Annotated in this window: 20 protein-coding genes and 1 pseudogene; 5 read left to right on the forward strand and 16 right to left on the reverse strand. The window is 71.2% G+C overall.

The genetic code is table 11. The annotated features are described in order from the left end of the window. The first annotated feature begins 5 nt into the window (after positions 1-5). Positions 6-3,038 (forward strand): glycosyl hydrolase 115 family protein, encoded by a 3,033-nt coding sequence (locus tag AB0N03_RS25340; protein WP_364376430.1) that lies wholly within the window; start codon positions 6-8, stop codon positions 3,036-3,038. 11 nt (positions 3,039-3,049) lie between these two features. On the opposite strand, the gene AB0N03_RS25345 is transcribed toward AB0N03_RS25340, so the two are convergent. Further along, positions 3,050-4,120 (reverse strand): LacI family DNA-binding transcriptional regulator, encoded by a 1,071-nt coding sequence (locus AB0N03_RS25345; protein ID WP_364376433.1) that lies wholly within the window; start codon positions 4,118-4,120, stop codon positions 3,050-3,052. A 70-nt stretch (positions 4,121-4,190) separates the two neighbouring features. Between AB0N03_RS25345 and AB0N03_RS25350 the strand changes: the two genes are divergently transcribed. After that, the gene (locus AB0N03_RS25350; protein WP_364376436.1) at positions 4,191-5,207 is read left to right on the forward strand and encodes an endo-1,4-beta-xylanase; all 1,017 of its coding nucleotides are present in this window, start codon (positions 4,191-4,193) and stop codon (positions 5,205-5,207) included. Between the two features lie 265 nt (positions 5,208-5,472). Here the strand turns inward: AB0N03_RS25350 and AB0N03_RS25355 are convergent, their stop codons facing one another. The 5 genes from AB0N03_RS25355 to AB0N03_RS25375 form a co-directional block, all read right to left on the reverse strand. After that, positions 5,473-6,024, reverse strand: coding sequence for a polysaccharide deacetylase family protein (locus tag AB0N03_RS25355; protein WP_364376438.1), 552 nt, complete (start codon positions 6,022-6,024; stop codon positions 5,473-5,475). Further along, entirely contained in the window at positions 6,021-6,953 is a 933-nt protein-coding gene (locus AB0N03_RS25360) for an acyl-CoA desaturase (protein WP_364376440.1), read from the reverse strand. Before AB0N03_RS25360 ends, AB0N03_RS25355 begins: the two co-directional genes overlap by 4 nt. Before the next feature lie 291 nt (positions 6,954-7,244). Beyond that, positions 7,245-7,448: a cold-shock protein gene (locus AB0N03_RS25365; protein ID WP_004558414.1), complete on the reverse strand. Its 204-nt coding sequence runs from the start codon at positions 7,446-7,448 to the stop codon at positions 7,245-7,247. A gap of 100 nt (positions 7,449-7,548) precedes the next feature. Beyond that, positions 7,549-8,820, reverse strand: a complete 1,272-nt coding sequence (locus tag AB0N03_RS25370; RefSeq protein ID WP_364376442.1) for a cyclopropane-fatty-acyl-phospholipid synthase family protein — start codon at positions 8,818-8,820, stop codon at positions 7,549-7,551. Between the two features lie 5 nt (positions 8,821-8,825). Continuing rightward, positions 8,826-10,217 (reverse strand): FAD-binding oxidoreductase, encoded by a 1,392-nt coding sequence (locus AB0N03_RS25375; protein WP_364376444.1) that lies wholly within the window; start codon positions 10,215-10,217, stop codon positions 8,826-8,828. Positions 10,218-10,506: 289 nt separating this feature from the next. Between AB0N03_RS25375 and AB0N03_RS25380 the strand changes: the two genes are divergently transcribed. Both AB0N03_RS25380 and AB0N03_RS25385 read left to right on the forward strand, forming a co-directional pair. Next, positions 10,507-10,926 carry a DUF6292 family protein gene (locus AB0N03_RS25380; protein ID WP_364376447.1) on the forward strand — a complete coding sequence of 140 codons (420 nt, stop codon included), beginning with the start codon at positions 10,507-10,509 and terminating at the stop codon, positions 10,924-10,926. A gap of 31 nt (positions 10,927-10,957) precedes the next feature. Further along, complete coding sequence (locus AB0N03_RS25385; protein WP_364376450.1) at positions 10,958-12,865, forward strand: prolyl oligopeptidase family serine peptidase; 1,908 nt, start codon at positions 10,958-10,960, stop codon at positions 12,863-12,865. Here the strand turns inward: AB0N03_RS25385 and hpaD are convergent. The 6 genes from hpaD to AB0N03_RS25415 form a co-directional block, all read right to left on the reverse strand. Then, on the reverse strand, positions 12,848-13,891 hold the full coding sequence (gene hpaD, locus AB0N03_RS25390; RefSeq protein ID WP_364376453.1) for a 3,4-dihydroxyphenylacetate 2,3-dioxygenase: 1,044 nt from the start codon (positions 13,889-13,891) through the stop codon (positions 12,848-12,850). The two genes, AB0N03_RS25385 and hpaD, sit on opposite strands and share 18 nt — an antisense overlap. Further along, positions 13,888-15,396 (reverse strand): 5-carboxymethyl-2-hydroxymuconate semialdehyde dehydrogenase, encoded by a 1,509-nt coding sequence (gene hpaE, locus AB0N03_RS25395; RefSeq protein ID WP_364376456.1) that lies wholly within the window; start codon positions 15,394-15,396, stop codon positions 13,888-13,890. The genes hpaD and hpaE overlap by 4 nt, the downstream gene beginning before the upstream one ends. Beyond that, positions 15,393-16,340, reverse strand: a complete 948-nt coding sequence (dapA, locus tag AB0N03_RS25400) for a 4-hydroxy-tetrahydrodipicolinate synthase (RefSeq protein WP_364376459.1) — start codon at positions 16,338-16,340, stop codon at positions 15,393-15,395. The genes hpaE and dapA overlap by 4 nt, the downstream gene beginning before the upstream one ends. Positions 16,341-16,369: 29 nt before the next feature. Then, entirely contained in the window at positions 16,370-17,038 is a 669-nt protein-coding gene (locus tag AB0N03_RS25405) for a GntR family transcriptional regulator (RefSeq protein ID WP_364376462.1), read from the reverse strand. Beyond that, entirely contained in the window at positions 17,020-18,438 is a 1,419-nt protein-coding gene (locus AB0N03_RS25410) for a fumarylacetoacetate hydrolase family protein (RefSeq protein ID WP_364376465.1), read from the reverse strand. The genes AB0N03_RS25405 and AB0N03_RS25410 overlap by 19 nt, the downstream gene beginning before the upstream one ends. 91 nt (positions 18,439-18,529) lie before the next feature. Further along, entirely contained in the window at positions 18,530-19,969 is a 1,440-nt protein-coding gene (locus tag AB0N03_RS25415) for an aldehyde dehydrogenase family protein (RefSeq protein ID WP_364376468.1), read from the reverse strand. 137 nt (positions 19,970-20,106) lie between these two features. Here AB0N03_RS25415 and AB0N03_RS25420 point away from each other — a divergent pair, with 137 nt between their 5' ends. After that, a complete protein-coding gene (locus AB0N03_RS25420; RefSeq protein ID WP_364376471.1) occupies positions 20,107-21,543 on the forward strand; it encodes a GMC family oxidoreductase in 1,437 nt (478 codons plus the stop codon). 57 nt (positions 21,544-21,600) lie between these two features. On the opposite strand, the pseudogene AB0N03_RS25425 reads toward AB0N03_RS25420, so the two are convergent. The 4 genes and pseudogenes from AB0N03_RS25425 to AB0N03_RS25440 all read right to left on the reverse strand — a co-directional run. Further along, positions 21,601-21,879, reverse strand: a pseudogene (locus AB0N03_RS25425) (alpha/beta hydrolase fold domain-containing protein); the annotation flags it as partial. Between the two features lie 282 nt (positions 21,880-22,161). Then, a complete protein-coding gene (locus tag AB0N03_RS25430; protein ID WP_364376474.1) occupies positions 22,162-23,391 on the reverse strand; it encodes a DUF222 domain-containing protein in 1,230 nt (409 codons plus the stop codon). A gap of 168 nt (positions 23,392-23,559) precedes the next feature. After that, positions 23,560-25,164 (reverse strand): amidohydrolase, encoded by a 1,605-nt coding sequence (locus tag AB0N03_RS25435; protein WP_364376477.1) that lies wholly within the window; start codon positions 25,162-25,164, stop codon positions 23,560-23,562. A gap of 3 nt (positions 25,165-25,167) precedes the next feature. Continuing rightward, complete coding sequence (locus tag AB0N03_RS25440; RefSeq protein WP_364376480.1) at positions 25,168-25,914, reverse strand: MoaF C-terminal domain-containing protein; 747 nt, start codon at positions 25,912-25,914, stop codon at positions 25,168-25,170. Positions 25,915-25,946 lie beyond the last annotated feature (32 nt).

Below are 25,946 nucleotides of genomic sequence, written 5' to 3' on the forward strand. Positions count from 1 at the left end.
CTGCCGTGCCGTCCGAGGTCCACCGTCGTGCGTTCTTGCAGTTGCTCGCCCTGGCCGGAGCGGGGTCCGTGGCCCTGCCGGGCCTCGCCGAAGCCGGGACCGGGTTCCCGTTGGTGTCGCGGGGGAAAGCCGCGACGATCGTGGTGAGCCCCGGCGACCTGCCGGGCGTCCGGCGGGTCGCCGGCGACCTGGCCGCCGACGTCGAACGCGTCACCGGCGTCCGGCCGGCGGTGTCCGGGGTCGCGCCCGTCCATGGGCCGGTGGTGCTGGTCGGCACGCTCGGCCACAGCCCTCTGGTCGACTCGCTCGTCTCGGCCGGGAAGCTCGACGTCACCGGGGTCGCCGGGAAGTGGGAGACGTCGCTGAGCCAGGTCGTCGACGGACGGCTCGTGCTCACCGGCAGCGACCAGCGGGGCGTGATCTACGGCGTCTACGAGGTTTCGCGGCGCATCGGCGTCTCCCCGTGGTACTGGTGGGCCGACGTCCCGCCCGCCCGGGCTTCGGAACTGCACCTCCCCGGAGAGCGGTTCAGCCTGGGCACGCCGCACGTGAAGTACCGCGGGTTCTTCATCAACGACGAGAACCCGGCGCTCGGCACCTGGGCGCCCGCGTACTTCGGACCCGGTCTCGCGCCGGGCTTCCCGAACGGCTTCAACCACGAGTTCTTCGCCAAGGTCTTCGAGACGATGCTGCGGCTGCGGGCCAACTACCTGTGGCCCGCGGTGTGGGGCCGCGCCTTCGCCGAGGACGACCCGCTCAACCACGCGACCGCCAAGGAGTACGGCGTCGTGATGGGCACCTCGCACGAGGCGCCGATGATGCGCGGGATCGAGGAGTGGAACCGGCACGCGGTGCCCGCGGTCCGCGACGCGGCCGGGACCATCACTACGCCGGGCCACGACCCGTACGGCGGCACGGGGGAGTGGAGCTTCCGCCGCAACGGCGAGGCGATCAAGGCCTACTGGACCGACGGGATCCGGCGGATGGCCCGCGAGGACTTCGAAGGCGTCGTCACCCTCGGCATGCGCGGCAACGGCGACGTCAGCCTGCCCGACGGCGACGGCATCGAGCTGATGCGGGAGATCATCGCGACGGAACGGGACATCCTCGCCCGCGAGCTGAGCACCGACGTCCCGCAGGTGTGGACGCTGTACAAGGAGGTCCAGCGGTACTGGGCGCAGGGCCTCCGCCCGCCCGACGACGTCATCGTGGTCTTCACCGACGACAACTGGGGCAACATCCGCAAGCACCCGGACCTCTCGCTCCCGCGGCATCCCGGTGGGTACGGGCTGTACTACCACTTCGACTACGTCGGCGGCGGCCGCAACTACAAGTGGGTCGACACGGCGCTGATCGCGAACACGTGGGAACAGCTGCACCAGGCGGTTTCCTACGGGAACGACCGGCTGTGGGTGGCGAACGTCGGGGACCTGAAGGGCAACGAGCTGCCCCTGCAGTTCTTCCTGGACTACGCGTGGGATCCGTCGGCGTTGCCCGTCGAGCGGCTGTCCACCTGGGAGCGGCAGTTCGCCGCGACGAACTTCGGTCCGGCTCTGGCGTCGGACATCGCCGGTGTGCTGCACGACTACGGACGGCTGCAGTCCCGCCGGAAGCCGGAGCTGCTGAACCGGCGGATCACGCTGCAGCCCGATGGCACGATCGTGTACGACGACCAGGCGACGCCGTTCAGCCTGGTGAACTACCGCGAGCTGGACCGGGTCACCGACGAGTGGCAGGCGCTCGCCGCGCGCTCGGCCCGCATTTCGGCGCGGCTGCCCGCGGCGTACCGGGACGCGTTCTACGAACTGGTCGCGTACGAGGTCACGGCGTCGGCGAACCTCTACGCGTTGCGGCGCGCGGAGTTCACGAACCTGCTGTACGCGGCTCAGGGCCGCGCTTCGGCGAACGGGCTCGCCGCCGTCACCGAAGCGCGCTTCGCCGACGACCTCGCGCTGGCGGAGAAGTACAACACCGGCATCGCGGGCGGCAAGTGGAAGGGGTTCCAGACCCAGCCGCACATCGACTACGGCGACGTCGCCCGCTACGGCCCGAACGCGCCCTGGCAGCAGCCGGAGCTGAACAACGTCGCGCTGCCGGACATCATCTTTCCCGCGGTGCGGCGGATTTCCCTCCCGGCCGCCGCCACGCTCGGGGTCGCCGTCGACGGGTCTTCGGAGGCGTGGCCGGGCGCGGCGGGACGTCCGGTGCTGCCGGAGTTCAGCCCTTACCAGAGCGCGCCGGCCCAGTACATCGACGTGTTCAACCGGGGCCGGACGCCGTTCCGGTGCCGTGTCTCCGTCGCCGGCGCGCCGTGGGTGCTGGTCGAGCCGCGCGGCGGCCGGGTGGAGGAGGAGCTGCGGATGACCGTGCGGATCGACTGGAGCCGCGCGCCGAAGGGCGTGACGACCGTGCCGATCACGGTGTCGGGGGCGGGTGAGTCGGTGGTGGTGGACGCGGTGGTGGCTCATCGCCCGGTGCCGTCGTCGTGGCGGCGCGGGTTCGTCGAGGCCGGCGGATACGTGTCGATGGAAGCTTCGCACTGCAGCGCGAACGTCTCCGCCGGTCCGGTTTCGTGGCGGCTGATCCCGGACTTGGGCCGGACGGGGGCGGGGATGACACCGTTCCCGGTGACGGCCGCGAGCCGTACGGCGGGTGATGGACCGCGGCTGGAGTACCGGATGACGCTGTTCACGGCCGGCCCGGTGACGGTGTGGGCGTACCTTTCGCCGCGGAGCAACGTGCTGCCGGGGGACGGGCTGCGGTACGCGGTGTCGTTGGACGACGCGGCGCCACAGGTCGTGAACATCACGAAGGCCACGGGCGCCGACGACATGACGATGAACCGGCAGTGGGAGCGGACCACGTCGGACAACGTGAACCTGACTTCGACGCGGCACGTGGTGGCGGCGCCCGGTCCGCACGTGCTGAAGGTGTGGATGGTCGACCCGGCGGTGGTGGTCCAGAAGCTGGTGGTCGACACGGGCGGGCTGCGGCCGAGTTATCTGGGACCCCCGGAGAGCCTGCGGTGGCCGGGATGAGCGGGACTCTCCTACCTCCGCCCGCCGGCCAGCGCGCCGTTTCCCCGGTGTGCCGGGGCGGCCGTACTGTGGCGGACCACCAAGCTTGTCGCCAGCTCCAGCCGGTGGCTCTCGGGATGCGTCCCGCGGGCCAGCGAAATCGCCAGCCGCGCCCCCGCGGCCGCCATCTCCTGCAGGGGCTGGCGGATCGTCGTCAGCTCCGGGGTCAGCCAGCGGGCCACCGGCAGGTCGTCGAAGCCGATCACGCTCAGGTCGTCCGGGATGCGGAGCCCCGCGTCGCGTGCGGCCTCGTACACCCCCAGCGCCTGCAGGTCGCTGCCCGCGAACACCGCCGTCGGGCGGTCGGGGAGGGTCAGCAATGACGCCAGCTCCCGGTAGCCGGACCGGACGTGGAAGTCGCCGCGGCGGACCAGCGCCGGGTCGAACGCCAGCCCGGCCGTCTCCAGCGCCGTGCGGTAGCCGTCGATCCGGGCCCGGCTGCACAACACCCCGTCCGGCCCGCCGATCATCGCGATCCGGCGGTGCCCCAGCTCCACCAGGTGCCGGGTCGCGGTCAGCCCGCCCTGCCAGTTCGTGGCCCCGATCGAGGGCGTCTCCGGCCCGGGCGCGCCGGCCGGGTCGACCACGACGAGCGGGATGTCGCGGGCCCGCAGCTTCGCCAGCTGCCCGCCGGTGAAGTCGGAACACACCGAAACGATGCCGACCGGCCGCCGCGCCAGCACGCTTTCCAGCCAGCTCTGCCCGGGGGTGTGCCGGCCCGACGATTCCGCGAGCACGACCGCCATTCCGTTTTCGCGGGCCACGCACTCGACCCCGCGGATGATTTCCAGTGCCCACGTGCTTTCGAGTTCGTGGAACATCAGTTCCAGCAGTCGAGAACGCCGGGACCGTTCGTCGGCGCGACGGCGGTAACCGTATTTCCCGATGACCGCTTCCACGCGGGCGCGGGTGCTTTCGGCGACGTCGGGGCGTCCGTTGAGCACTTTCGAAACCGTCGGGACGGAAACCCCCGTCTCGGCGGCGATCCGGGCGATGGTGACGCGGGACGCGACCGGCTCGGGATCATCGGACTTCGTTGTCATGAAGGAGATTCTAGGTCATCGAAAGCCGGTTTGACACACCTCGAAACTTTCGGAAAAACGGAGGAAAGAGATGCTGAGAAGTATTCCTATTAAACGTGCTCTGCTGACCGCGGCGGTCGTCGCGGGCATTGCCGTGTGGCAGGCCCCCGCGGCTTCGGCGGCCGTTCCGCTGAAAGACATCACCCACCGCTACGTCGGGAGTGCCGTGGCAGCGGCTTACCTGGCGGACGAACCCGATTACCGGGCCGTCCTCACGCGCGAATTCGACAACGTGACGCCCGAGAACGAGATGAAATGGGGCACGGTCGAAGCCGTCCGCGGCCAGTACGACTGGTCGGGTGCCGACGCGATCGTCCGGTACGCGCAGACGCACCACAAGACCGTCCGCGGCCACACGCTCGTCTGGCACTCCCAGTTGCCGGACTGGGTGGCCGCGCTGCCCGCGGCCGAGCTGCGCCGCGTCCTGCACGACCACATCACGACGGAAGTCAAGCGGTACCAGGGAAAGATCCGCGCCTGGGACGTCGTCAACGAGCTGTTCAACGAGGACGGCACGCGGCGCGACACCGTTTTCCGGCAGAAGCTCGGCGACGGGTTCGTCGCGGACGTGTTCCGCTGGGCGCATGCGGCCGACCCGTCCGCGACGCTGTACATCAACGACTACAACATCGAAGGCCGCAACCCGAAGAGCGACGCGGTGTACGACCTGGTGAAGACGCTCCGGCGGCAGGGCGTCCCGATCGGCGGCGTCGGGGTCCAGGCGCACCTGTCGATCCAGTACGGCTTCCCGGGTGAGTACCGCGAGAACCTGGCCCGGCTGACGAGGCTCGGCGTGGACGTTGCCATCACCGAAGCCGACGTCCGCATCCCGACCCCGCCGGACGCGGCGAAGCTCGACACGCAGGCGAGCTACTTCGACCGGCTGTGGGACGGCTGCCAGGCGGTCCGGCGGTGCGTGGAGTTCACGACGTGGGGCTTCACGGACCGGCATTCGTGGGTCCCGGACGTGTTCCCGGGCGAGGGGGCGGCCTGCCTGTTCGACGAGAACCTGCGGCCGAAGCCCGCGTACCTGCGCATCAACCCCTGACCGATGCCATGAGGGGGCACCTTCATGGCCATGAGAGCCAGGGCTCCGGCAAAGTCACGGTCGCGCGCGGAGTCGGGTGTCGCGAATGAGTCATTGGGGGCGCCGGAGGTCCCGAATGAGTCATTCGCGACGTGTGGCGCGGGTTGGCGACGTCATGAACGACTCTTTCAAGTCGTCCAGCGTCATGAACGACCCTTTCATGACGTCCCGGCCGGCAAACGCGACTTTGCCGAGACCCTGGCCATAGGAGCCATGGAGGTGCCCCTCATGACCGGTCGGATGTGACCGGAACCGGCTGCAGGCCGCGGGCGGCGAGGGCCGCGAGGATCCTGGGTACCGCTTCGACCGTCGCCGGGCGGCCCTCGTGCATCAGGACGACCCCGCCCGGCTCGGCTCGCGACGCCGTGGCCTCGACCTCGTCCGCCGAGGCGCCCGCCCAGTCGCGGGTGTCGACGGTCCACAGCACCTCGGTGAGCCCGTGCTCGGCGATGGTCGCCGCGACCGCGGGACCCGTGTCGCCGTAGGGCGGGCGGAACAACACCGGGCGGGTCCCGGTGAGCTCGGCGAGGAGGTCCTGCGTGCGCCGGACCTCCTCGCCGCGGACCCCGGCGTCCAGGCCGGTGAGCCGCGGGTGCGTCCAGGTGTGGTTGCCGATCGTGTGCCCCGCCGCGGCGATCGCCCGGACCAGGTCCGGGTGCGCCGCGGCGTGCTCGCCCCACAGGAAGAACGTCGCGGGCGCGTCGCCGAGGGCGGTCAGCAGCGCGGGCGTCGTCTCGGGGTACGGCCCGTCGTCGAAGGTCAGGGCGACCGTGGTCACCGGGCCAGCGCGGCCAGCCGCTTCGCGGTCGGCCACCGGACGTTCCACGCCCACCCGAGCTTCTCGAACGCCCAGATCACCCGGGCCGAGATGTCGATCTGCCCGCGCTGCGCGCCGTGGCGGGCCGACGTGGGGTCCGCGTGGTGGGTGTTGTGCCAGGACTCGCCCATCGACAGGATCGCCAGCGGCCAGAAGTTCGCCGAGCGGTCACGGCTGGCGAACGGGCGCTCGCCGATCATGTGGCAGACCGAGTTCACCGACCACGTCACGTGGTGCTGGAACGAGATCCGCGCCAGGCCGGCCCAGAGGAACGCGGTCAGCGCGCCCCACCACGACAGCGTGATCAGCCCGCCGAGCAGCGCGGGCAGCAGCAGGCTCACCACGACCCACACCGGGAAGAGCCGGTCGACGACGCGCAGGTCACGGTCGGCCGCCAGGTCGGGGGCGAACCGGTCGATGTTGGTCTTGTCACGTCCGAAGAGCCAGCCCATGTGGGCGTGCCAGAAGCCGCGGGCCAGCGCCGCCGGGGACGTGCCGAACAGCCACGGCGAGTGCGGGTCGCCGTCGCGGTCGGAGAACGCGTGGTGCCGGCGGTGGTCGGCCACCCAGCCGATGACCGGGCCCTGCGCCGCGAGGCCGCCGGCGACGGCCAGGGCGATCCGCAGCGCCCGCTTCGCGCGGAACGAGCCGTGGGTGAAGTAGCGGTGGTAGCCGACGGTGATGCCGAGCGTCGACACGACGAAGAACGCGCCGCCGATGGTGAGGTCGAGCCAGCTGACGCCCCAGCCCCAGAAGACCGGGACGGCCGCGGCGAGCGCGAGGAACGGGACCAGCAGGAACGTGCGGATCGTGATCAGCTCGGCCACGGTCTGGCGGCCGGAGAGCACGGGTTTCGGGACGGAAGGGCGAGCCTTCACGGAGGCTGTCATGCATTACTCGTTTCGAAGTCATCGCGCGCGGAGCGGGGCTCACGCGCGGGTGGCCGGGGGATCGGAACACCCGGCGGTCAGCGGTCTGCGGGGGCCGGGCACGTCGCCGCTCCTGTTCGGCGATCGGCCTGGTCGGCCAAGGTCGAGAGGTGAGACCGGCGGGACGCCGGCATCCGAAAAGGGCTCTCGACACCCACTACGTTACCGGACTGTTGTGAATCCGCAGTGTGGCCGGGCACGAGAAAGGCCCCCGCCCCGGTGGGGGCGAGGGCCTTCAGGATGCCTCGTGGCTCAGATGACGCTGACGCGCTGGGCCTGCGGGCCCTTCTGGCCCTGGCCGATTTCGAACTCCACGCGCTGACCCTCGTCGAGCGACTTGAAGCCGCTGCCCTGGATCTCGGAGTAGTGGACGAACACGTCCGGACCCCCGCCGTCCTGCGCGATGAAGCCGAAGCCCTTTTCGCCGTTGAACCACTTGACACTGCCCTGAGCCATACCCATACCTACTCTTTTTAGTAAGCCTGGACGTCCCGTTCGGACGCCCGGTCTCGGGACCATCCTCCCATTGCCGGTCCGTGCTGGCCAGCCCCGGTGGTCAAATTCCCCAATCGGGGCGCAGCGGCATCCCCATCCCGCCCTCGCGGTCGGTCCGAACCCCCAGGATCTGGTGCAGTTCGATCTCCCGGCGTTCGAAGGCCAGCCGGCAAGCCGCCAGGTAGAGCGCCCAGACCCGGCTGCGGCCGGCACCCGCCTCGGCGACCGCCTCGTCCCAGTGTTCGTCGAGGTTCGCGCACCATCCGGCCAGCGTGAGCGCGTAGTGCTCGCGGATGTTCTCCGAATGCCGGACCTCCAGGCCGGCGTCGTGCATGGCCGTGACGAGCTCGCCGGGCGCCTCGAGCTCGCCGTCCGGGAAGACGTAGCGGTCGATGAAGCCGCGCGAGCGGTGGGCGACGCTGGTGTCCGGGTTGGTGATGCAGTGGTTGAGCAGGCGCCCGTGCGGCTTGAGCTTCTCCGCGAGGAACCGGAAGTAGCCGGGCACGTTGCGGGCGCCGATGTGCTCGGTCAGGCCGATCGACGAGATCGCGTCGAATCCGGTCTCGGTGACGTCCCGGTAGTCGAGGTGGCGGATCTCGGCGCGGTCGGCCAGGCCGAGGGAGACGATGTTCTTCTGCGCCCACTGGGCCTGCTCGCGCGAGAGCGTGACGCCGATCGCCTCGACGCCGTAGTGCCGGACGGCGTGCGCGACCATCCCGCCCCAGCCGCAGCCGACGTCGAGGAGCTTCATGCCGGGCTCGAGGCCGAGCTTGCGGCAGACCAGGTCGAACTTGTGCTCCTGCGCCTGCTCCAGCGTGGCGTCGGCTTCCGGGAACACCGCGCACGTGTAGGCCATCGACGGGCCGAGGACCAGCTCGTAGAACCGGTTGGACACGTCGTAGTGGCTGGCGATGGCCTCGCTGTCGCGGCCCTTCGAGTGCCGGAGCGCGGTCATCCCGCGCCGGAACCGGCTCGGGTGCTCCTCGGCGGGCGGCTTGACGACCCGCAGGTGGCGGGGGCCGAGCTTGCGCAGCATCCACAGCCGGTCGGCCGCGGTGAGCTGGTCGACCTGGGCCGACAGCGCGTGCAGCGCGGTGTAGAGGTCGCCGGTGACGTCGAGCGCGCCCGCGACGTACGCGCGGGCGAGGCCGAGGTCGCCGGGCGACGACATCAGGTAGTCCAGCGCCAGCGGCGAGCGCACCTGGATCGCGACCGGCGCGTCGGCCGGCCCGCTGCTGCTGCCGTCGTAGGCGGTGATCGACACGGTCGCGCGGGGGCCGAGCAGGCGCTCGAAGACCTCGCCGACCGGGATGGTTGCCTGGGTCACGTTCATTCCTTTCACCGGCGGCGGACACATTTTTCGTAGAGGCCGAGCAGTCGCTTGTCCGGGTCGTAGGTCCGCTTGAGCTCCCGGTAGACGTCACCGTTGTAGAGCCGCCAGAACTCGTCTTCGGCGTAGAAGCTGTCCGAATAGAGCGACTTGTGCCCGCCCAGCCGGGTGACCTCGGCTTCGATCATCCGGTTGTGCACGCCGTCACGCTCACCCGGGTCCAGGGGAACGGCCGACCAGAACCCGAAGTTGACGTAGAGCGCTTCGGGGTTCAGCTCGTAGAGCGGCCAGCGCACGCCGCCGGGGCGCTGCCGCAGCGGGCAGACCCACACCGGGCTGATGGGGATCTCCCGCTCGAAGAACTCGAGGAACTCCGCGGCGCGGCCGATCGGTACCTCGATGTCCTGCACGATCGTCTCTTCCGGCGGCATCCGCCGGAGCTTGAGCAGCCGCTGCGCGATCTTGAACCGGCGGTCGAGCGCGACGGCCTTCCAATAGACGGAGGACCGCAGGAACCGGCGGCCGAGCAGCAGCCGCGGCAGCCGGTGCTGGACGCCGAAGGCGCGGGAGCACCAGAACCAGTCGGTGTCCCAGCGCCAGAGGTAGTCGCGGACCGTGAGGTGGTCGGTCTCGCGGGTCCGGATCGAGCGGTAGTAGATGTCGAGCCAGGTGTAGTCGCTGGTCGCGGGCGCCGTGTCGGAGAACTTCGCCAGGGTGAGGTACAGCTCGTCCGGGCCGAACACCGTGCCGTCGACGAAGTCGTGCTCGCCGCTGTCGCAGGCCTCGGTGAGGGCGCGGAAGTAGGTGTCCCGGTCGCCGTAGCGGACGTGGCGGAGCTCGACGAACGGCTTCACCGGCTCGAGGACGATCTTCAAGCTCAGTGCGTAGCCGAGGGTGCCGTAGGAGTTGGGGAAGCCGCGGAAGAGGGCGGCGTGCTCGTTGTCCGGCGTGGCGACGACGATCCGGCCGTCCCCGGTGAGGATCTCCAGTTCGAGCACCGACTCGTGCGGCATGCCGTTGCGGAAGGACGAGGACTCGATGCCGAGCCCGGTGACCGCGCCGCCGAGGGTGATGGTCTTGAGCTGCGGGACGACCAGGGGCATCAGGCCGTGCGGCAGCGTGGCGTCGACGAGCTGTTCGTAGGTGACCATCCCTTCGACGTCGGCGGTGCGGGTTTCGGGGTCGACGCGCAGTACGTGCGTGAAGCCGGAAACGTCCAGTCCCGGGTGTTTCGCGGCGGCCCGCGAGCGAAAGAGGTTGGACGTCCGCTTGGCGAGCCGCACGGTGGCTTCGCCGCTGATCGCGGTGAGCTGCCGCCTCAAGGCGTCGACGCGGGCTTCGTGCTCGGGGAACGCCGGGCCCGGACGGGCTTCCGGCACCCCGGCCTGATCGATGGTCACACCCCGATCCTGCCTCACGGCGAAGGCGGGCGCACCGTGCCGTTCGGGCCGGGCTTTCGGAACCTCCCGAGTGGTGGGAACCCGGGGAGTGGCCCGGGCCGGTGTGGGTGGGCGACCGCGCGAAGGGGGTTCCTCGGCCGCCAGACTTGTCATCGAAGAGATGACAAGTACAATGTCGCCGGATGGACGACACCGGACATCGGATCTTCCCGGTTGATCGCGGCGACCGCGGGGTATCCGGCGCCCGGACCGCGGGGATCCCGCGGCGCATGGGGAAAGCGAGGCGGCGTTGAGCATTCTGATCGATTTCGGGCGCGACACGGAGTTCTCGTTCGAGCGCGGGTTGCGCGGGTACGTGGCCGCGGTCGCCGGCGCGGTGGGGGTCGGGCTGGAGTCCTGCACACTCGACGCGGGAACGCCCGCGGCGGCGTACATCGCGCTCGACTGGCGCCTGACCCGGTTCCCGGACCACGACCTCGCGCTGGTCTGGGACGAGGTGCACGGCTGGGCGGCGGCGATCGAAGACGGTAACGGGGCGACGGTGCTGGCCTACCTCGGCGGCGAGGTGCTCCCGGCGCCCCGCGCGGTGGTCCGGTTCCTCGCGGCGATCCGCGCCGACGACCCGGACGCCGGAACGCTCGAAGCGCCGTCGTTGCGCGAGCCGGGGGCCCACGAGGACCTCCTGGCCGGCTTGGCGGCGCCGGCCTGAGGCAGACTGTCCTCACGGGAGTGGGGGTGTCGTGGCGCGGGTGGAACTGACGGCGGAGACCGTGGTGGACCGGATCGTGCCGCGCCGGCCGCGAATCTCCCCGGACGGCCGGTGGGTCGTCTACGTGACGGCTCCGGTGGGCCGGACCGGGAAGCACCCGGTCAGCGGCCTGTGGCTCGCGCCGGCCGACGGGAGTGCCCCGGCCCGGGAGCTCGCGGGCGGCACGGCCGAGCACCAGGCCCCGCGATGGGCGGCGGACTCCGGTTCGGTGTTCTTTCTCTCCGACGGCGACGAGCGCGGCACGGCGCAGCTGTACCGGATCTCCCTCGAAGGCGGCGACCCCGAGCGGCTGACGGAGTGGCCCGCGGGAATCAGCGGCCACGTCCCGCTGCCGGGATCGGCGGCGGTGGTGGTGATCGCGCCGGACGCGGAGGATCGCGCGGGTGATCCGCGGGTCCGGATCGTCCGGCCGGGCCAGGCCGAGCCGGACACGACAGCCGGGCAACCACCGGTTTCCTCGACCAAAGACTCCGAAGCCCGCCGGTCCCGCGTCTGGGACACCCGCGCCCGGCCCGACCGGCTCTGGCTGCTCGACCTCCGAACCTCCGCCATTCGCCCCCTCGGCGACCTGCACGACCAGCACGTCTGCGAAGTCGCCGCGCGACCGGACGGGCAAGCCCTCGCCGTCTTCACCTGGTCCTGCGCCGACCGCGAACCCGGCGTTTTCGAACCCGGCCTCCACCTCGTCGACCCCGCCACCGGCGACACTCACGACCTCGGCACCCCGGCCCTCGAAGCGTCCGCGCCGGCCTGGTGGCACGACGGCACCGACTGGCACCTCGCCTACCTCGGCCTGACCCCACCCGGCCTGGTCGGCGGCACCGCCGTGTTCGACGGCGGCGACAACCTCACCGAAGACCTGACCATCTGCCCGATCGAACTGACCCAGGTCGACGACGGCCCACCGCTCGCCCTCTTCGCCGAAGGCCTGGACACCACCCTCCGCCGCCTCGACCCCGCCACCCGCACCTTCACCGAGGTCGCCCCGGTCCACGGCACGGCCCTGACCGCGAGCCGTGACGGCCGGGTGATCGCCATGGTCGCGAGCACCGGCACCGAACCCGACGACGTCCACGCCGGTCCGCCGCACGACCTGACCCGCCTCGGCCGCACCGCCCCGGACGGCACCTGGGGCACCCAGCACCGCCTGAACTACCGAGCCGCGGACGGCCTGGACCTCGACGGGCTCCTGATCCTCCCGCCGGGAAGAACGACCGAAGACGGCCCCTTCGCCTTGGTCACCCTCGTCCACGGCGGCCCCCACGACCGGTTCGCCGACCGCTTCCACCTCGGCTGGTACCCCTCGGGTCAATGGCTGGCCGCCGCCGGTTTCGCGGTCTTCCTCCCGAATGCGCGCGGCGGCCTGGGCCACGGACACGCCTTCGCGCGAAGCGTCGCCGGGGACGTCGGCGGTGCGGAGTTCACCGACGTCCTCACCGGGATCGACCTCCTCGTGAATGACGGTGTCGCCGACGAAACCCGGCTCGGGATCGGCGGCTGGAGCCACGGCGGGTTCTTCGCCGCGTGGGCCGTGACGCAGACCGACCGCTTCGCCGCGGCCCTCGTCGGCGCGGGCGTCATCGACTGGCCGGCGCTCGCCGCCACCGGCGAACACACGAGGTTCGAAGCAGCGCTGGGCGGCGTCGCCAACAGCCCCATCACCCACGCCGCGAAGATCCGCACGCCCGTCCTGATCATGCACGGCGAGGACGACACCAACGTCCCGCTCTCGCAAGCCGAACTCCTGCACCGCGCCCTCGGAGAGAAGCACCACGAATACGTCGTCTATCCGCGGGAAAACCACTCGATCCGCGAACGCGACCACCAGATCGACGTCCTCAACCGGACCCGCGAGTGGTTCTCACACCTGCTCGCCTAGCTTGAACTCCGCCTCCCCGGTGCTGAAGGAGAACCCGTCCGCGCCGATGGTGACGTCGGCTTCGCGCGGCTCGGCCCGGGCGACGACCGGCTGGACCGCGCCGTCGAGGTCCAGCACCACCGAGGCGTCGGTGTACCAGCTCGGCACCACGGGGTTGCCCCACCAGTCGCGGCGCTGGTTGTCGTGCACGTCCCAGGTGATCACCGGGTTGTCCGGGTCGCCGGTGTAGTAGTCGTGCGTGTAGATCTCGATGCGGTGCCCGTCGGGATCGCGGACGTACAGGTAGAACGCGTTCGACACGCCGTGCCGGCCGGGGCCGCGCTCGATCATGCCCGGCTTGCGCAGCGCGCCCAGGTGGTCGCAGATGTGCAGGATCTGGTGCCGTTCGTGCGAGGCGAACGCGATGTGGTGCAGCCGCGGGCCGTCGCCGCCGGTCAGGGCGACGTCGTGCACCGTCGGCTTGCGGAACATCCAGGCCGCGTACACCGTGCCTTCGTCGTCCTGGATGTCTTCGGACACGCGGAAACCCAGGCCCTCGTAGTACTTCCGGGCCGCCGGGACGTCCGGGGTGTCCAGGTTGAAGTGGTCCAGCCGGGACAGCGCGCCGGCGCCGTGGACGTCGTAGCGCTGCGTGAACCGCTCGACGTGCTCGGCCTCGTGGAAGAACTCGACCGGGAATCCGAGCGGGTCGATCACCCGCACGGCCTCGCCGATGCCGCGGGTCGCGCCCGCCGGGCGCCGTTCCACCCGGACACCCAGCGCGCGGTAGTAGGCCTCGGCCAGGTCGAGATCGAGAGGACTCCGCACCCGGTAAGCCAGCACGGCCAGCGCGGGCGTGGATCCCTGGCGCAGCACCAAAGAGTGGTGCAGGTACTCCTCGAACGCCCGCAGGTACAGCGCGGAAGGGTCCTCGTGGGTCACGACGAGCCCGAGCACGTCGACGTAGAACGCCCGTGACGCCGCCAGGTCGGTGACCACGAGCTCGGCGTACGCGCAGCGGAGGACGTCCGGCGGGGTGGCGGTCATGACTGTCCCTTCCGGACACTGCCGAACCGGGCGGTGTGCACCGGCCCGAGCGAGACGTGGATCGCCTGCTGGTGGGTGTAGAAGTCGAGCGAGCGGTAGCCGCCTTCGTGGCCGAGGCCGGACGCCTTGATCCCGCCGAACGGCGTCCGCAGGTCGCGGACGTTGTGCGAGTTCAGCCAGACCATCCCGGCCTCGACCGACTGCGCGAAGGTGTGGGCGCGCTGCAAATCGGCCGTCCACAGGTACGCGGCCAGCCCGTACTTGACGTCGTTGGCCAGCGCCAGGGCCTCGGCTTCGGTGTCGAACGGCGTCAGCGCGACGACCGGCCCGAAGATCTCCTCCTGGAAGATCCGCGCGGTCGACGGGACGTCGGCGAACACCGTCGGCGCCACGTAGTTCCCGGTGTCCAAACCGGACGGACGCCCGCCACCCGCGAGCAGCCGGCCTTCGGACTTGCCCAGCTCGACGTAGCTCATCACCTTTTCGTAGTGCTCCGGGTGCACCAGCGCGCCGACCTCGGTGGCCGGGTCGTGCGGATCACCGACGACGATGTTCGCCGCGCGCGAGGCGTACCGTGCGCAGAACTCGTCGTAGATCGGGCGTTCGACGAGGATCCGGCTGCCGGCGGTGCAGCGTTCGCCGTTGAGGGAGAACACGCCGAACAGGGTCGAGTCGAGCGCGGCGTCGAGGTCGGCGTCGGCGAACACGATCGCCGGGGACTTGCCGCCCAGCTCCATCGACATGCCCTTGAGGCCGGCCGCGCAGTTGCGGTAGATCGTCTGCCCGGTCGTGGTCTCGCCGGTGAACGAGATCAGCGGGACGTCGGGGTGCTTCACCAGTGCGTCGCCCGCTTCCTCGCCGAAGCCGTTGACCAGGTTGAACGCGCCTTCCGGCAACCCGGCATCGGCGAAGATCCCCGCCCACAGGCCCGCCGACAGCGGCGTGAACTCCGCTGGCTTGAGCACCACCGTGCACCCCGAGGCCAGCGCCGGCGCGAGCTTCCAGCTCTCCAGCATGAACGGCGTGTTCCACGGCGTGATCAGCCCGGCGACGCCGACCGGCTTGCGGTGCACGTAGTTCACCTGCCGCCCGGGCACCTGGTAGGTGTCGTCGGCCTGCGCCACGACGAGGTCGGCGAAGAACCGGAAGTTCTCGGCCGCGCGCTGTGCCTGCCCGAGCGCCTGGGTGATCGGCAGCCCGGTGTCGAACGTCTCCAGCTCCGCGAGGCGGGCGTCCTGCGCCTCGACGGCGTCGGCGATCTTGTTCAGGATCCGGGCCCGGGCGCGGGGCGGCATCCGCGGCCACGGCCCGTCGGTGAAGGCCCGCCGCGCCGCGGCGACCGCCCGGTCGACGTCCTCGGCCTGGCCGGCGGCCGCGGTCACGTACGGGGTGTTCGACACCGGATCGAGCACGTCGAAGGTCTTGCCCGAGACGCTGTCGACGAGCTCCCCGCCGATGTAGTGCTTCAGCTCGCCCGGCAGGCCTTCCGGGACGTAGTGGCTCATGCTTTCCCCTCCACGGTGAAGCCTTCGGCCGGCGAAAGGTACTTCTCGCCCTCGGCCATGAGGTCCTTGATCCGCGCGACGCCGTGCTCGGTCGGCGTGATCAGCGGCAGCCGCACGTGCCCGGACGCGATCAGCCCGCGCTGCTCCAGCACCCACTTCCCGGGCGCCGGGTTGGTCTCGACGAACAGCAGGTCGACCAGCGGGTGCAGGCCGTAGTGGATCTCCCGGGCGCGTTCGTGGTCGCCCGCCTGCCACGCGGTGTACATCTCCGCGCAGGCGACCGGGGCGATGTTGGCCGTCGCGCTGACGAACCCGGCGCCGCCGAGGGCCAGCAGCGGCAGGCAGAGCAGCTCGATCCCGGACCACACGAGCAGCTCGCGTCCGCACAGGTGCAGCACCCGGGAGAAGTGCTCGAAGTCCTTCGTCGTCTCCTTGATCCCGACGAAGTTGTCGCACGAGCGGAACAGCCGCGCGACGGTCGCCGGCGCGAGGTCGACGGCGGTCCGGCTCGGCACGTTGTAGGCGACGATCGGCAGGTCCGGGAACTCCCGGCAGACCGTGCGGTACCAGACGAACAGCGCGTCCTGCGTCGGCCGCGCGTAGTACGGCGTGATGACGAGCGCGGCGTCGATCCCGGCGTCGCGCGCGGCGGCGGTCAGCTCGAGCGTCTCGTCGAGCTTCGCCGAGCCGGTGCCCGGGACGAAGGGCACGCGGTCGCCGACCTCCGCGGCCACCGTGCGGATCGCCTCAGCCCGTTCTGCGACGGTCTGCGAACCGGGTTCGCCGGTGGAACCGCCGATCGAAATGCCGTGCGAGCCCGAGGCGAGCTGCCAGCGCACGAGGTTCTTCAGGCCGTCGTGGTCCACCGCGCCGTCGGCCGCGAACGGCGTCATCAGCGGCGCGATCGACCCGCGGATGGCCTGGGGGTCGGAGCGGAATCGCATGGCTGCTCTCCTGTGTCGGTCTTCCGGGGTCAGGGGTGGCGGTGGGCGAGGAACGCGTCGAGCGTGGCCAGCCGGTGGGCGCGGACGGCCTGTTCGACGTCGGCGGCGGGGGCGCCGCGGTCGAGCAGGCCGAGGATGGTTTCGTGCTCGGCCACGGACTGGCGGGCCCGGCCGGGCACGAAGCTGAACGTCGAGGTGCGCAGCCCGCTGAGGCGGTCCCAGCCCCGCCGGACCAGGTCCAGGACCTGCGGGTTCGGGCAGGCGTCGAACAGCACGGCGTGGAAGTCCCGGTTGAGCGCGGTGAACCGGGCCGGCTCGAAGTGCCCGAGGCAGCCGGCCAGGTCGGCGTTCAGCGCCCGCGCCCGGTCGAGCGATCCGGGCGGCAGGTGCGGCGCGGCCAACGCGGCGGCGTAGCCCTCGACCAGGGCGAGGGTCTGCATCGTGTGCTGGTAGTCGCCTTCGTCGACCATCGCGACCTGCGCGCCGACGTGGCGTTCGAACGTCACCAGCCCCTCGGCCTCCAGCAGCCGGATCGCCTCGCGGATCGGCACGACGCTGACCCCCTGTTCCTGGGCGAGCTGGCCGAGGACGAGGCGGTAGCCGGGGGAGAAGGTGCCGTCGGCGATCCGGGCCTTGATCCACTCGTAGGCAATCCGCGACTTGCTCATCGCCGTGCCGTTCACCGTTTCGCGAGCCATGCGGCGTACCTTCCGCGCCAGTGCTCGTCCATCGGGTAGAGGCCTTCGACGCGCTCGCCCGCGGCGACCTGCTCGGCGATGAACGTCTCCTGCAGCTCCTGCTCGATCGCCGCGCCGACAACTTCCTCGACGAGGTCCGGCGGGATGACGAGGACACCGTCGGAGTCGCCCACGATCACGTCGCCGGGACAGACGGCCGCGCCACCGCAGGCGATCGCGACGTCGACGTCCCACGGCACGTGCCGGCGGCCGAGCACCGCCGGGTGCGGCCCCGCGTGGTAGGTCGGAATGTCCAAAGCGGACACGGCCGCGAGGTCGCGCACGCCGCCGTCGGTGACGATCCCGGCGGCGCCGCGCACCTGCGCCCGCAGCGCGAGGATGTCGCCGACCGTGCCGGTGCCGCGTTCCCCACGGGCCTCCATGACGAGGACGTCGCCGGGGCCGAGGCCGTCGATGGCCCGCTTCTGCGCGTTGTAGCCGCCGCCGTGCTTCTTGAAGAGGTCCTCGCGGTAGGGCAGGTAGCGCAAGGTCCGGGCGCGGCCCGTCAGCCGGGTGCCCGGGCGGGTCGAGGTGAGCCCTTCGATGAAGACGTCGTCGAGCCCGCGCTTGCGGAGCTGGACGGACAGCGTCGCGGTGCCGACGGACTCGATCCGCTCCTTCAGCGCATCCGTGAGATCGAAAAGCGGCGCGGCCGTCCCGTACGCGTCCGCTCGCTGCTGATCGTCGGCGCGGGGGAGCGCGCCGTACGGTCCGAACGGGACGGTGCCTTCGGTGATCGGCGTGACGAGCCGGCCGGTGGTGTGCCCGGTGGTGTCGACCTCGACCTCGACGACGTCGCCGGGGATGGCGACCGAGGCGCCGGCGGGGGTGCCGGTCAGGACGACGTCGCCGGGGTCGAGGGTGATCAGCTGGGAGAGGTCGGCGACCAGCCGGCCGAAGCCGAAGAGCAGGTCGCCGGTGGTGTCCTCCTGGACCAGGTCGCCGTTGAGCCAGGTCCGCAGCCGCAGCGCGGCGGGATCGACGTCGGCGGCGGGGAGCACCGCCGGGCCGAGCGGGGTGAAGCCGTCGCCGCCCTTCGACCGCAGGTTGCTGCCCTTGTCGGCGTAGCGCAGGTCGTAGACGCCGAAGTCGTTCGCCGCGGTGACGCCGCCGACGTACGACCAGCCGTCTTCGGGGGCGACCCGGCGGGCGGTGCGGCCGATGACCAGCGCTATCTCGCCTTCGAAGCCGAGCAGCTCGGTGCCAGCCGGGCGTTCGAGCGCGGCCCCGCTCGCCGCCACCGACGTCGGCGGCTTCAGGAAGTACGACGGCTGCTCCGGGACCCGGCCCCGCTGGGCGGCGCGGGAGCGGTAGCCGAGGTGCAGCGCGATGATCTTGCCGGGCCGCGCGATGCTGGTCATCCGGGGTTCCTGCCTGCCGGGTTCGGGAAGGTATCTCAAATAATATACGATCTGCGGCGTAGGGAAACCCCCGTTCGGCTTCCCTTGATCGTCAGCCGTAGTGGAGCCAGACGGACTTCGTCTCGGTGTAGGCGTCCAGGGCCCACGGGCCCATCTCGCGGCCCCAGCCGGACGCCTTGTAGCCGCCCCACGGCGCGGCCATGTCCGGGATCGGCGGCATGTTGACGAACACCGCGCCGGCCCGGATGCCGTCGGCGTAGCGCTGAGCGGTGCGCAGGTCGCGCGTCCACACGGTCGCGGCGAGGCCGTACTCGGTGTCGTTGGCGCGGCCGAGGAGCTCGTCGCCGTCGTCGTAGGCGGTCACGGCCAGGACCGGTCCGAAGATTTCTTCGCGCATGATCGCCATGTCGTCGCGGACGCCGGCGAACAGCGTCGGCGAGTAGAAGTAGCCGTCGCCGTCGACGTCGACAGCGCTGCCGCCGGTGATCAGGTCGGCGCCCTGCTCGCGGCCGGTGCCGACGAGGAAGTCGACGTGCTCGCGGTGCTTCTCGGACACCAGCGGGCCGAGCTGGGTGGTCTCGTCGGTGCCCGGCCCGATCCGCAGGCCGGCCAGGCCGCGGGACATCTTCTCGACGAACTCCTGCTCACGCTTGCGGTCGACGTAGAACCGCGTGTAGGCGGCGCAGACCTGGCCGGTGTTGAGCGTCGCCCCGGCGAGGTTGCCGGCCACGGCGGCGTCGATGTCGGCGTCGGCCGCGATGATGCTCGGGGCCTTCCCGCCCAGTTCCAGGGTGAGCCGCTTGAGGTTGGACGCCGCGCTGGCCGCGGTGATCAGCTTCCCGACCGCCGTCGAGCCGGTGTAGGAGACGTGGTCGACGTCCGCGTGCTCGGTCAGCAGGGCGCCGACCGCGCCGTCGCCGGTGACGAGGTTGACCACGCCGGCCGGGATGCCCGCTTCGTGGACCAGCTCGACCAGGCGGATGCTGGTCAACGGCGTGACCTCGCTGGGCTTGATCACCACGGTGTTGCCGGTGGCCAGCGCCGGCGCGAGCTTCCACGCGAGGATCATCAGCGGGAAGTTCCACGGCGTGATCAGGGCGTTCACCCCGACCGGCTCGCGGCGCGTGTAGTGCAGGGTGTCGGGGAACGACACGGGGTTCGTCGTGCCCTGCAGCTTCGTCACCCAGCCCGCGAAGTAGCGGAAGTGCTCGGCCGTGCCGGTGACGCTCACCTGGCGGGAGACGCCGATCGGCTGCCCCTGGTCGAGCGTTTCCAGCCGGGCCAGCTCTTCGTGGTGCTGCTCGACGAGGTCGGCCAGCCGGAACAACAACGCGGCACGCTGCACCGGGAGCAGCCCGGCCCACCCGGGCGCGGTCAGCGCGCGCCGGGCGGCCGCGACGGCGGCGTCGACGTCGGCCTTCGAGGCGGTGCCGACCTCTTCGAGCACCCGGCCGGTGGCGGGGTCGCGCGTCGGGATCGTCCCGCCGCCGGCCTCGGTCCACTGTCCGTCGATGCACAGGCGTGTCGCCATCCGGGTTCCTCCTCGGCCTTGGGTGAGCCGAGTATCGGGCGCCGGGGCGCCGCGGGTCTTGTCCGCTCACGCATGCCCGTTGACCGACGGCGAAGGGATGCGTTCCGGTGCCCGGGACACCGGCCAGGCTGAACGGCATGGACGTGATCGTGGTGGGCGCCGGCTCGGCCGGCTCGGTGGTGGCCCGGCGGCTGGTGGACGCGGGTGCGGCGGTGACGCTCCTGGAGGCGGGCGGTCCGGACGTCAACCCGGCGATCCACGACCCGGCCCGGGCCGGCGAACTGTGGCACGGGCCGGAGGACTGGGACTTCCACACGGTCCCGCAGCCCCACGCGGCCGGCCGCCGGCTGCACCTGCCGCGCGGCCGGGTGCTCGGCGGCTCGCACGCGCTCAACGCGATGATCTGGGTCCGCGGAGCGCCCGCCGACTACGACGGCTGGGGCCTGCCCGGCTGGGCCTGGTCCGACGTCGAGCCGGTGTTCGAGCGGATCGAGCAGGATCTCGTCGAGGTCGTCCCGAACGCGCCGCTGCACCCGATCCAGCAGTCCATCATGGACGCTTGTCTTTCCGTGGGCCTGCCGGTGAACCCGGACTACAACAGCGGTGTGCCGGACGGGGTGTCCGTCCAGCAGATCACCCTGCGGGACGGCCGCCGGTGCACCACCTGGCACGCTTACGGTTCGCCGGTGGCTTCGCGGATGACCGTCCACACGGGAGCTTTCGTGCAGCGGCTGCGGTTCTCCGGTTCGCGCGTCGTCGGCGTGGTGGCTTCCATCGAGGGTTCTTCGCAGGAGCTGTCGGCGGACCTGGTGGTGCTCGCGGCGGGCGCGCTGGCGTCGCCGGCGATCCTGCTGCGCAGCGGCGTCGGCCCGGCGGACGAGCTGGCCGCGCTCGGCATCGACGTCGTCGCGGATCTGCCGGGGGTGGGGCGCAACCTGCACGATCATCTCCTCTCGCCGGTGATCTTCGCGACGGATCGCGCTGTTTCGCCGTGGCCGGGCCGGTCGGTGACGCAGGTGCACTGGTTCTGGCGCAGCCGTCCGGGCCTGGCGGTGCCGGACACGCAGCCGATCTGTTTCAGCGTGCCGATGTACGAGCCGTGGATGTCCGGGCCGCCGACAGGGTTCTCGCTGATGGCCGGGATGGTGTCGCCGGAGAGCCGGGGCAGCTTGCGGCTGTCGCCGGACGGCTCGGTGCTGATCGACCTGGCCGCCCTGGCCGAACGGGCCGACTTCGAGAGCCTGGTGGCGTCGGTGGAGCAGTGCTCGGCGGTGGGGCGGGCCCCGGCGCTGTCCTCGGAGTGGGGTGCGCGCCGGCTGTACCCGGCTCCGCCGGACGACGTCCGGGAGTACGTCCGCCGGACGGCGATCACGTACCACCACCAGGTCGGCACGTGCCGGATGGGGACGGACGCCGCGTCGGTGGTGGATCCGGAGCTGGCGGTGCACGGTCTCGACGGCCTGGTCATCGCGGACGCGTCGGTGCTGCCGCGCGTGCCGACGGGCAACACGAACGCCCCGGCGGTCCTGGTGGGCGAGCAGGCCGCGAAGTTCATCCTCGGCGGTCGTGAGTGAGAAACACGGTTTCTCACACGACCCCCGCAGCGAGCAGCCACCGCAGCCACGAGGACCGCGCTGCGCATACGTCACGTCCTCGTCGCGGAACAGCTCCGCCCCGCCGACCTCCACGAACGCCGCCGAGGTCCGGCATCAGCGCCGGGGCCGCGTACGGCGAGGTCCGCCCGCCCAGCAGGCTGCGCCGGCCGAAGTCGTTGGCTTCGCGGGTCCACACGAGGCCCGGGAGGTGCGGTCGTCCAGCATCGGGCACAGCAGCAGCTGCCCCGCCAACGCCGGCCCGCCGCGGTCCCGCGCCAGCAGGGCCACGCCGGCGCTGAGCCCGACCGGCGCGCTGAACAGCTCGGCCCACGGCATCCGCCCGGCGAACGAGCGGAAGAATCCCACCGAGCGGTGGTAGTCGGCGATGTCGCCGTTGAGCGACCCGGCGATCGTCAGCTCCTTGCCCATCACCGTGCCCAGCGGTACGCGGGACGGCGGTGGGGGGCAAGCTGCGGCCCGTGGTAGCGAGATGAGTCGAGGCGGTCCGCAGCTGCCGACGCCGCTCGACAGTTGCTATTGCGGACGTGGGTGTAGGCCCGTAGCCGGTGGCTGCGGGCCTTTCCCATGTTCGGTTGTCTACGCCGCGAACGGCAGCGGTTGGTGGAGGTTGTTGCGCCTCGGTTTTCGGCGCTTGTCCAGGAATACCGGGGGTAAGAACTCGGGGAGGCCGTCGGCGGCGATGCGGACTTGCCAGCCGGAGCGGTGCAGCAGCCGGTGGTGGTGAGCGCACATCAGGACCATGTTGCCCAGCTCGGTGGGGCCGCCGTCAGCCCAATGGCGGACGTGGTGGCCCTGGCAGTGGCGGGGTGGGCGATGACAGCCGGGGAAGGCGCAGCCGCGGTCGCGCAGGTATAGGGCGTGGCGGAGCGGGGTCGAGACCAGGCGTCGCTGGTGTCCCAGGTCGAGGGGTTCGCTCTTGGTGCCGAGGACGGCGGGGATGAGCATGCAGTCACACGCGTGGATCCGGGCTTCGGCCGCGGACATAGTGCCGGTGTCGCCGAGGATGGCCCGGCCGACGCCCGTCTTCAAGTCTTCCAATGACACGGCGACCATCACGTGGGCTCGTTCGCCGGCCTGCATCGGCAGGTCTGGGGAGTTCAACGCGAGGTCGATCGCGTCGGAGAAGGCATCGCCGTAGCGTTCCAGCGGGGAGCGCAGGTCGGGGCCTTCGTCGCTGGTGCGGCGTTCGGCCAGCGCGTCGAGCAGAGCGCTGGCTCGGGCGCCGGTCTCGTCGTCGAAGCGGCCCTGAAGTTCCCAGACCCCGGTTCTCTTGTGGCGCAACGACAGCTCGCGAGAAGGAGTAGCAGGTTCGGTGGTGTCCGGCTCGGCACCGTCGGGGTCGAGGTGGGCCAGGATCCGCGCACCCAACGCTGCGACTTGCTTGTACCCGGCCTCGGAGGCGAAGGACAGCAGATGCTGCTCGGCGTCGTCGCGGTGCTCAAGCGGAACCTGGGTCATCACCCCGACGATCGTGTCGATCATCGGGGTGCTCAACCGGCCGTCCGACGCGGCAGCGCCGGTGGCGGGAGCAACAGCAGGCACCGGGCTGCCGTCGAGGTTCCGGCCGGGCGCAAGGGCCCGAGCCCGCTTCACGACAGACTCGGCGGCAGCCTTGGGAACATCGGCGAGGTGCTCGAAAAGCCGCGCCACAGACCGGTATCCGAAGAGTTCCATCACCCCGCGCGACTCGATTTCCACGAGCAGCGCACCGATCTCGGCCTCAGCGGACCGCACAACAGTGAGCAGCGCGGAGATGCGGTCGGCCAGGGCCACCGCATCCGCTCGCATCACCGCTTCGCTGTCCACACCTCAAGATTACCGACCCACGAACGCATGTTCATCACTCGATCAGGTGGAAGCGGCAGCCCGGCAGGGGCACCGTAGCGTGAGGAATCGGCGCTCTCGCACCGAGCGGGAAGCAAGGACAGCAAGCGCCGATTCCCCACGCCCCGGCGAAGCCGCATCCCTAAAAACCTAAAAAACGCGCCGCCCACCGAACCAAGTCTCGACAACCCGCGTATCAGCCAAAGAAGAACTCCGAAAAGGATCCCGATCAAGAACAACGAAGTCCGCCGACCGCCCAGGAGTCAAAGCCCCGGTGACATCATCGAGCCCACAAGCCCGAGCCCCACCAAGGGTGAAAACCTCGATGCCCTCGGCCAAAGTGATCGCCTGCGATGGCCAAAGCGCCCCCGGGAACCGCCCATGCGGATCCTGACGTGTCACCAACCCGGCGATACCTTCCCAAGCGTTGGGCGACGAACTCACCGGCCAATCCGACCCACCCGCGACCAGGGCACCGCTGTCCAGCAACGCTCGGTTCGGCTGCATCCGGGACGCGCGCGAAGCCGGCAGCACGGCAGCGATCGCCGACGGGATGACCCCCGGCACCCACAGGAACGGCGAGATATCGGCCGCCACGCCCAGAGAAGCGAACCGCGGGAGGTCGTCCGGGTGGACGAACTGCCCGTGCGCCACCTGGAACCGTGTCTCGGTGTACCCCGCGGCCCGCACCCGCGACACCGCGTCGAGGAACTGCCGCACCGACGCGTCCCCGGTGCAGTGCACCTTCGCCGACAGTCCCGCCGAAGCCGCCTTCAGCAACCAGTCCGTCAGCTCCGAGAGCGGCATCGTCGTCGAGCCGTGGTAGCAGCCGCCGTGGGCGTCGTCGGGCAGGTACGGCTCGAGGAACGCCGCCGTGCGCGTCGGCGGTACGCCGTCGAGGAAGATCTTCACGAAGTCGGGGCGGTGGTGCTCGGTGCGGTAGCGCCCGGCGACCTCCAGCAGGGGCGCTCCGATCGGGTCGAAGCCGAAGATCGGGTCGTTGACCAGCAGCGACGACACCACCCACGCGTCGAGTTCGCCGGCCGAGTCCAGCGAGTGGAGCGCGCCCAGGATGTCCGTCGAGACGCCGGCGTCCTGGAATGCCGTGACGCCGAAGCCGTGCAGGATCTCGATCGCCCGCCGGGACGCGCGGCGGTGCTGCGAAGGAGTCAGTTCGCCGGTCACCCGCTCGACGAGCACGCCCGCGGCCTCCAGCAGCAGGCCGCTGGGTTCGCCGCCGTCCCGGACGATCACGCCGCCGGCCGGATCCGGCGTGGCCGGGGTGATCCCGGCCAGCTCCAGGGCCCGGCTGCTCACCCAGCGGTTGTGCCGGCTGTCGTCGGTGAGCGCGACCGGACGGCCGCCCGCGGCTTCGTCGAGCGCGCGCCGGGCGGACGCGGACGACATCGTCTCGACCAGGGTGGACGCCCACGCGCCGCCGGTCAGCCACTCGTCCGGGCCCAGGGACGCGGCTCGCGCGCGGACCGCGTCGAGGATGGCGTCGAAGCCCGCCTCCGCGCCGAAGGTGAGTTCGAACAGGTCCGCGCGCCCGGCCATCGCGTGGTGGTTGTGGACGTCGATCAGGCCGGGCATGACGAACGCCCCGCCGAGGTCCCGCACCTCGGTGGCCGGCCCGCGGTCGACGTCTTCGAGCGCGACGATCTTCCCGCCGGTGACGGTCAGCGCCGACGCCCAGGGCCGGGCCGTGTCCACTGTGTACACGACGGCGTTGGTGAGGACGAGGTCGGCGGCCACGGGTCAGCTCTCCGCCGGGTCGAGGTGTCCGGGATGGACGGTGGTGCTCAGCAGACGGCCGTGCGCGCCGAAGGTGAAGTGCGTCGGCCGCTCGCCGGTCGCGTCGAGTCCGAAGAGGACACCGTGGGAGCGCAGGCTGCGGGCGTCGCGGTGGTCGGCGACCGTCACCGACGCGCACGGGATGACCTTCTCCCGCCAGGTGAAGACGTGGATGCCGGGCCGCACCCGGTACACGGTGTTCTCGTCGGTGTCGGCGAGCCCGCGCTCGGGCCCGGCCAGGCACTGCCACGTGTACCAGTGCGGGCTGAGGTAGACGTGTTCGTAGGCGTGCTCGGGGCTGTACACCCACAGCACGCGGCGCCCGATCAGCGCGGTGCTGGGTGCCATCGGCTCGCCCCGCGCCTCGATGCCGTCGATCGTGGCGGGCCGGAATTCCTGGGTGACGCGCGGGGTGCCGGCGTTGCCGATCCGGGTCGTGACGACCAGGGCACGGCCGTCGCGCACGTCGAGGACCAGCGATACGGCTTCGCGAGCGCCGCCGGGGTCGAGCTGGACGTAGTACAACCCGTCGTCGACGAGAAACGTCTCGCCGGGTGCCGAGCCGTTCCAGGTGAAGACCGGTCCGTCGGCATCGCGCAGGACGAACTCGCGGTCGTCCAGGTCGCCGGCCACGGGGGCCTTGTTCGCGTCGAATCCGGGAGCGAGGTCGTCGAGGGGGAGCCACCTGGAGGTGTCGGAAAGCGTCGTCACGCCGGTCAGTCTCGGCTCGTGCCGGCCCGCGG

This window comes from Amycolatopsis sp. NPDC051061 (assembly GCF_040682935.1).
Classification (GTDB): Bacteria; Actinomycetota; Actinomycetes; order Mycobacteriales; family Pseudonocardiaceae; genus Amycolatopsis.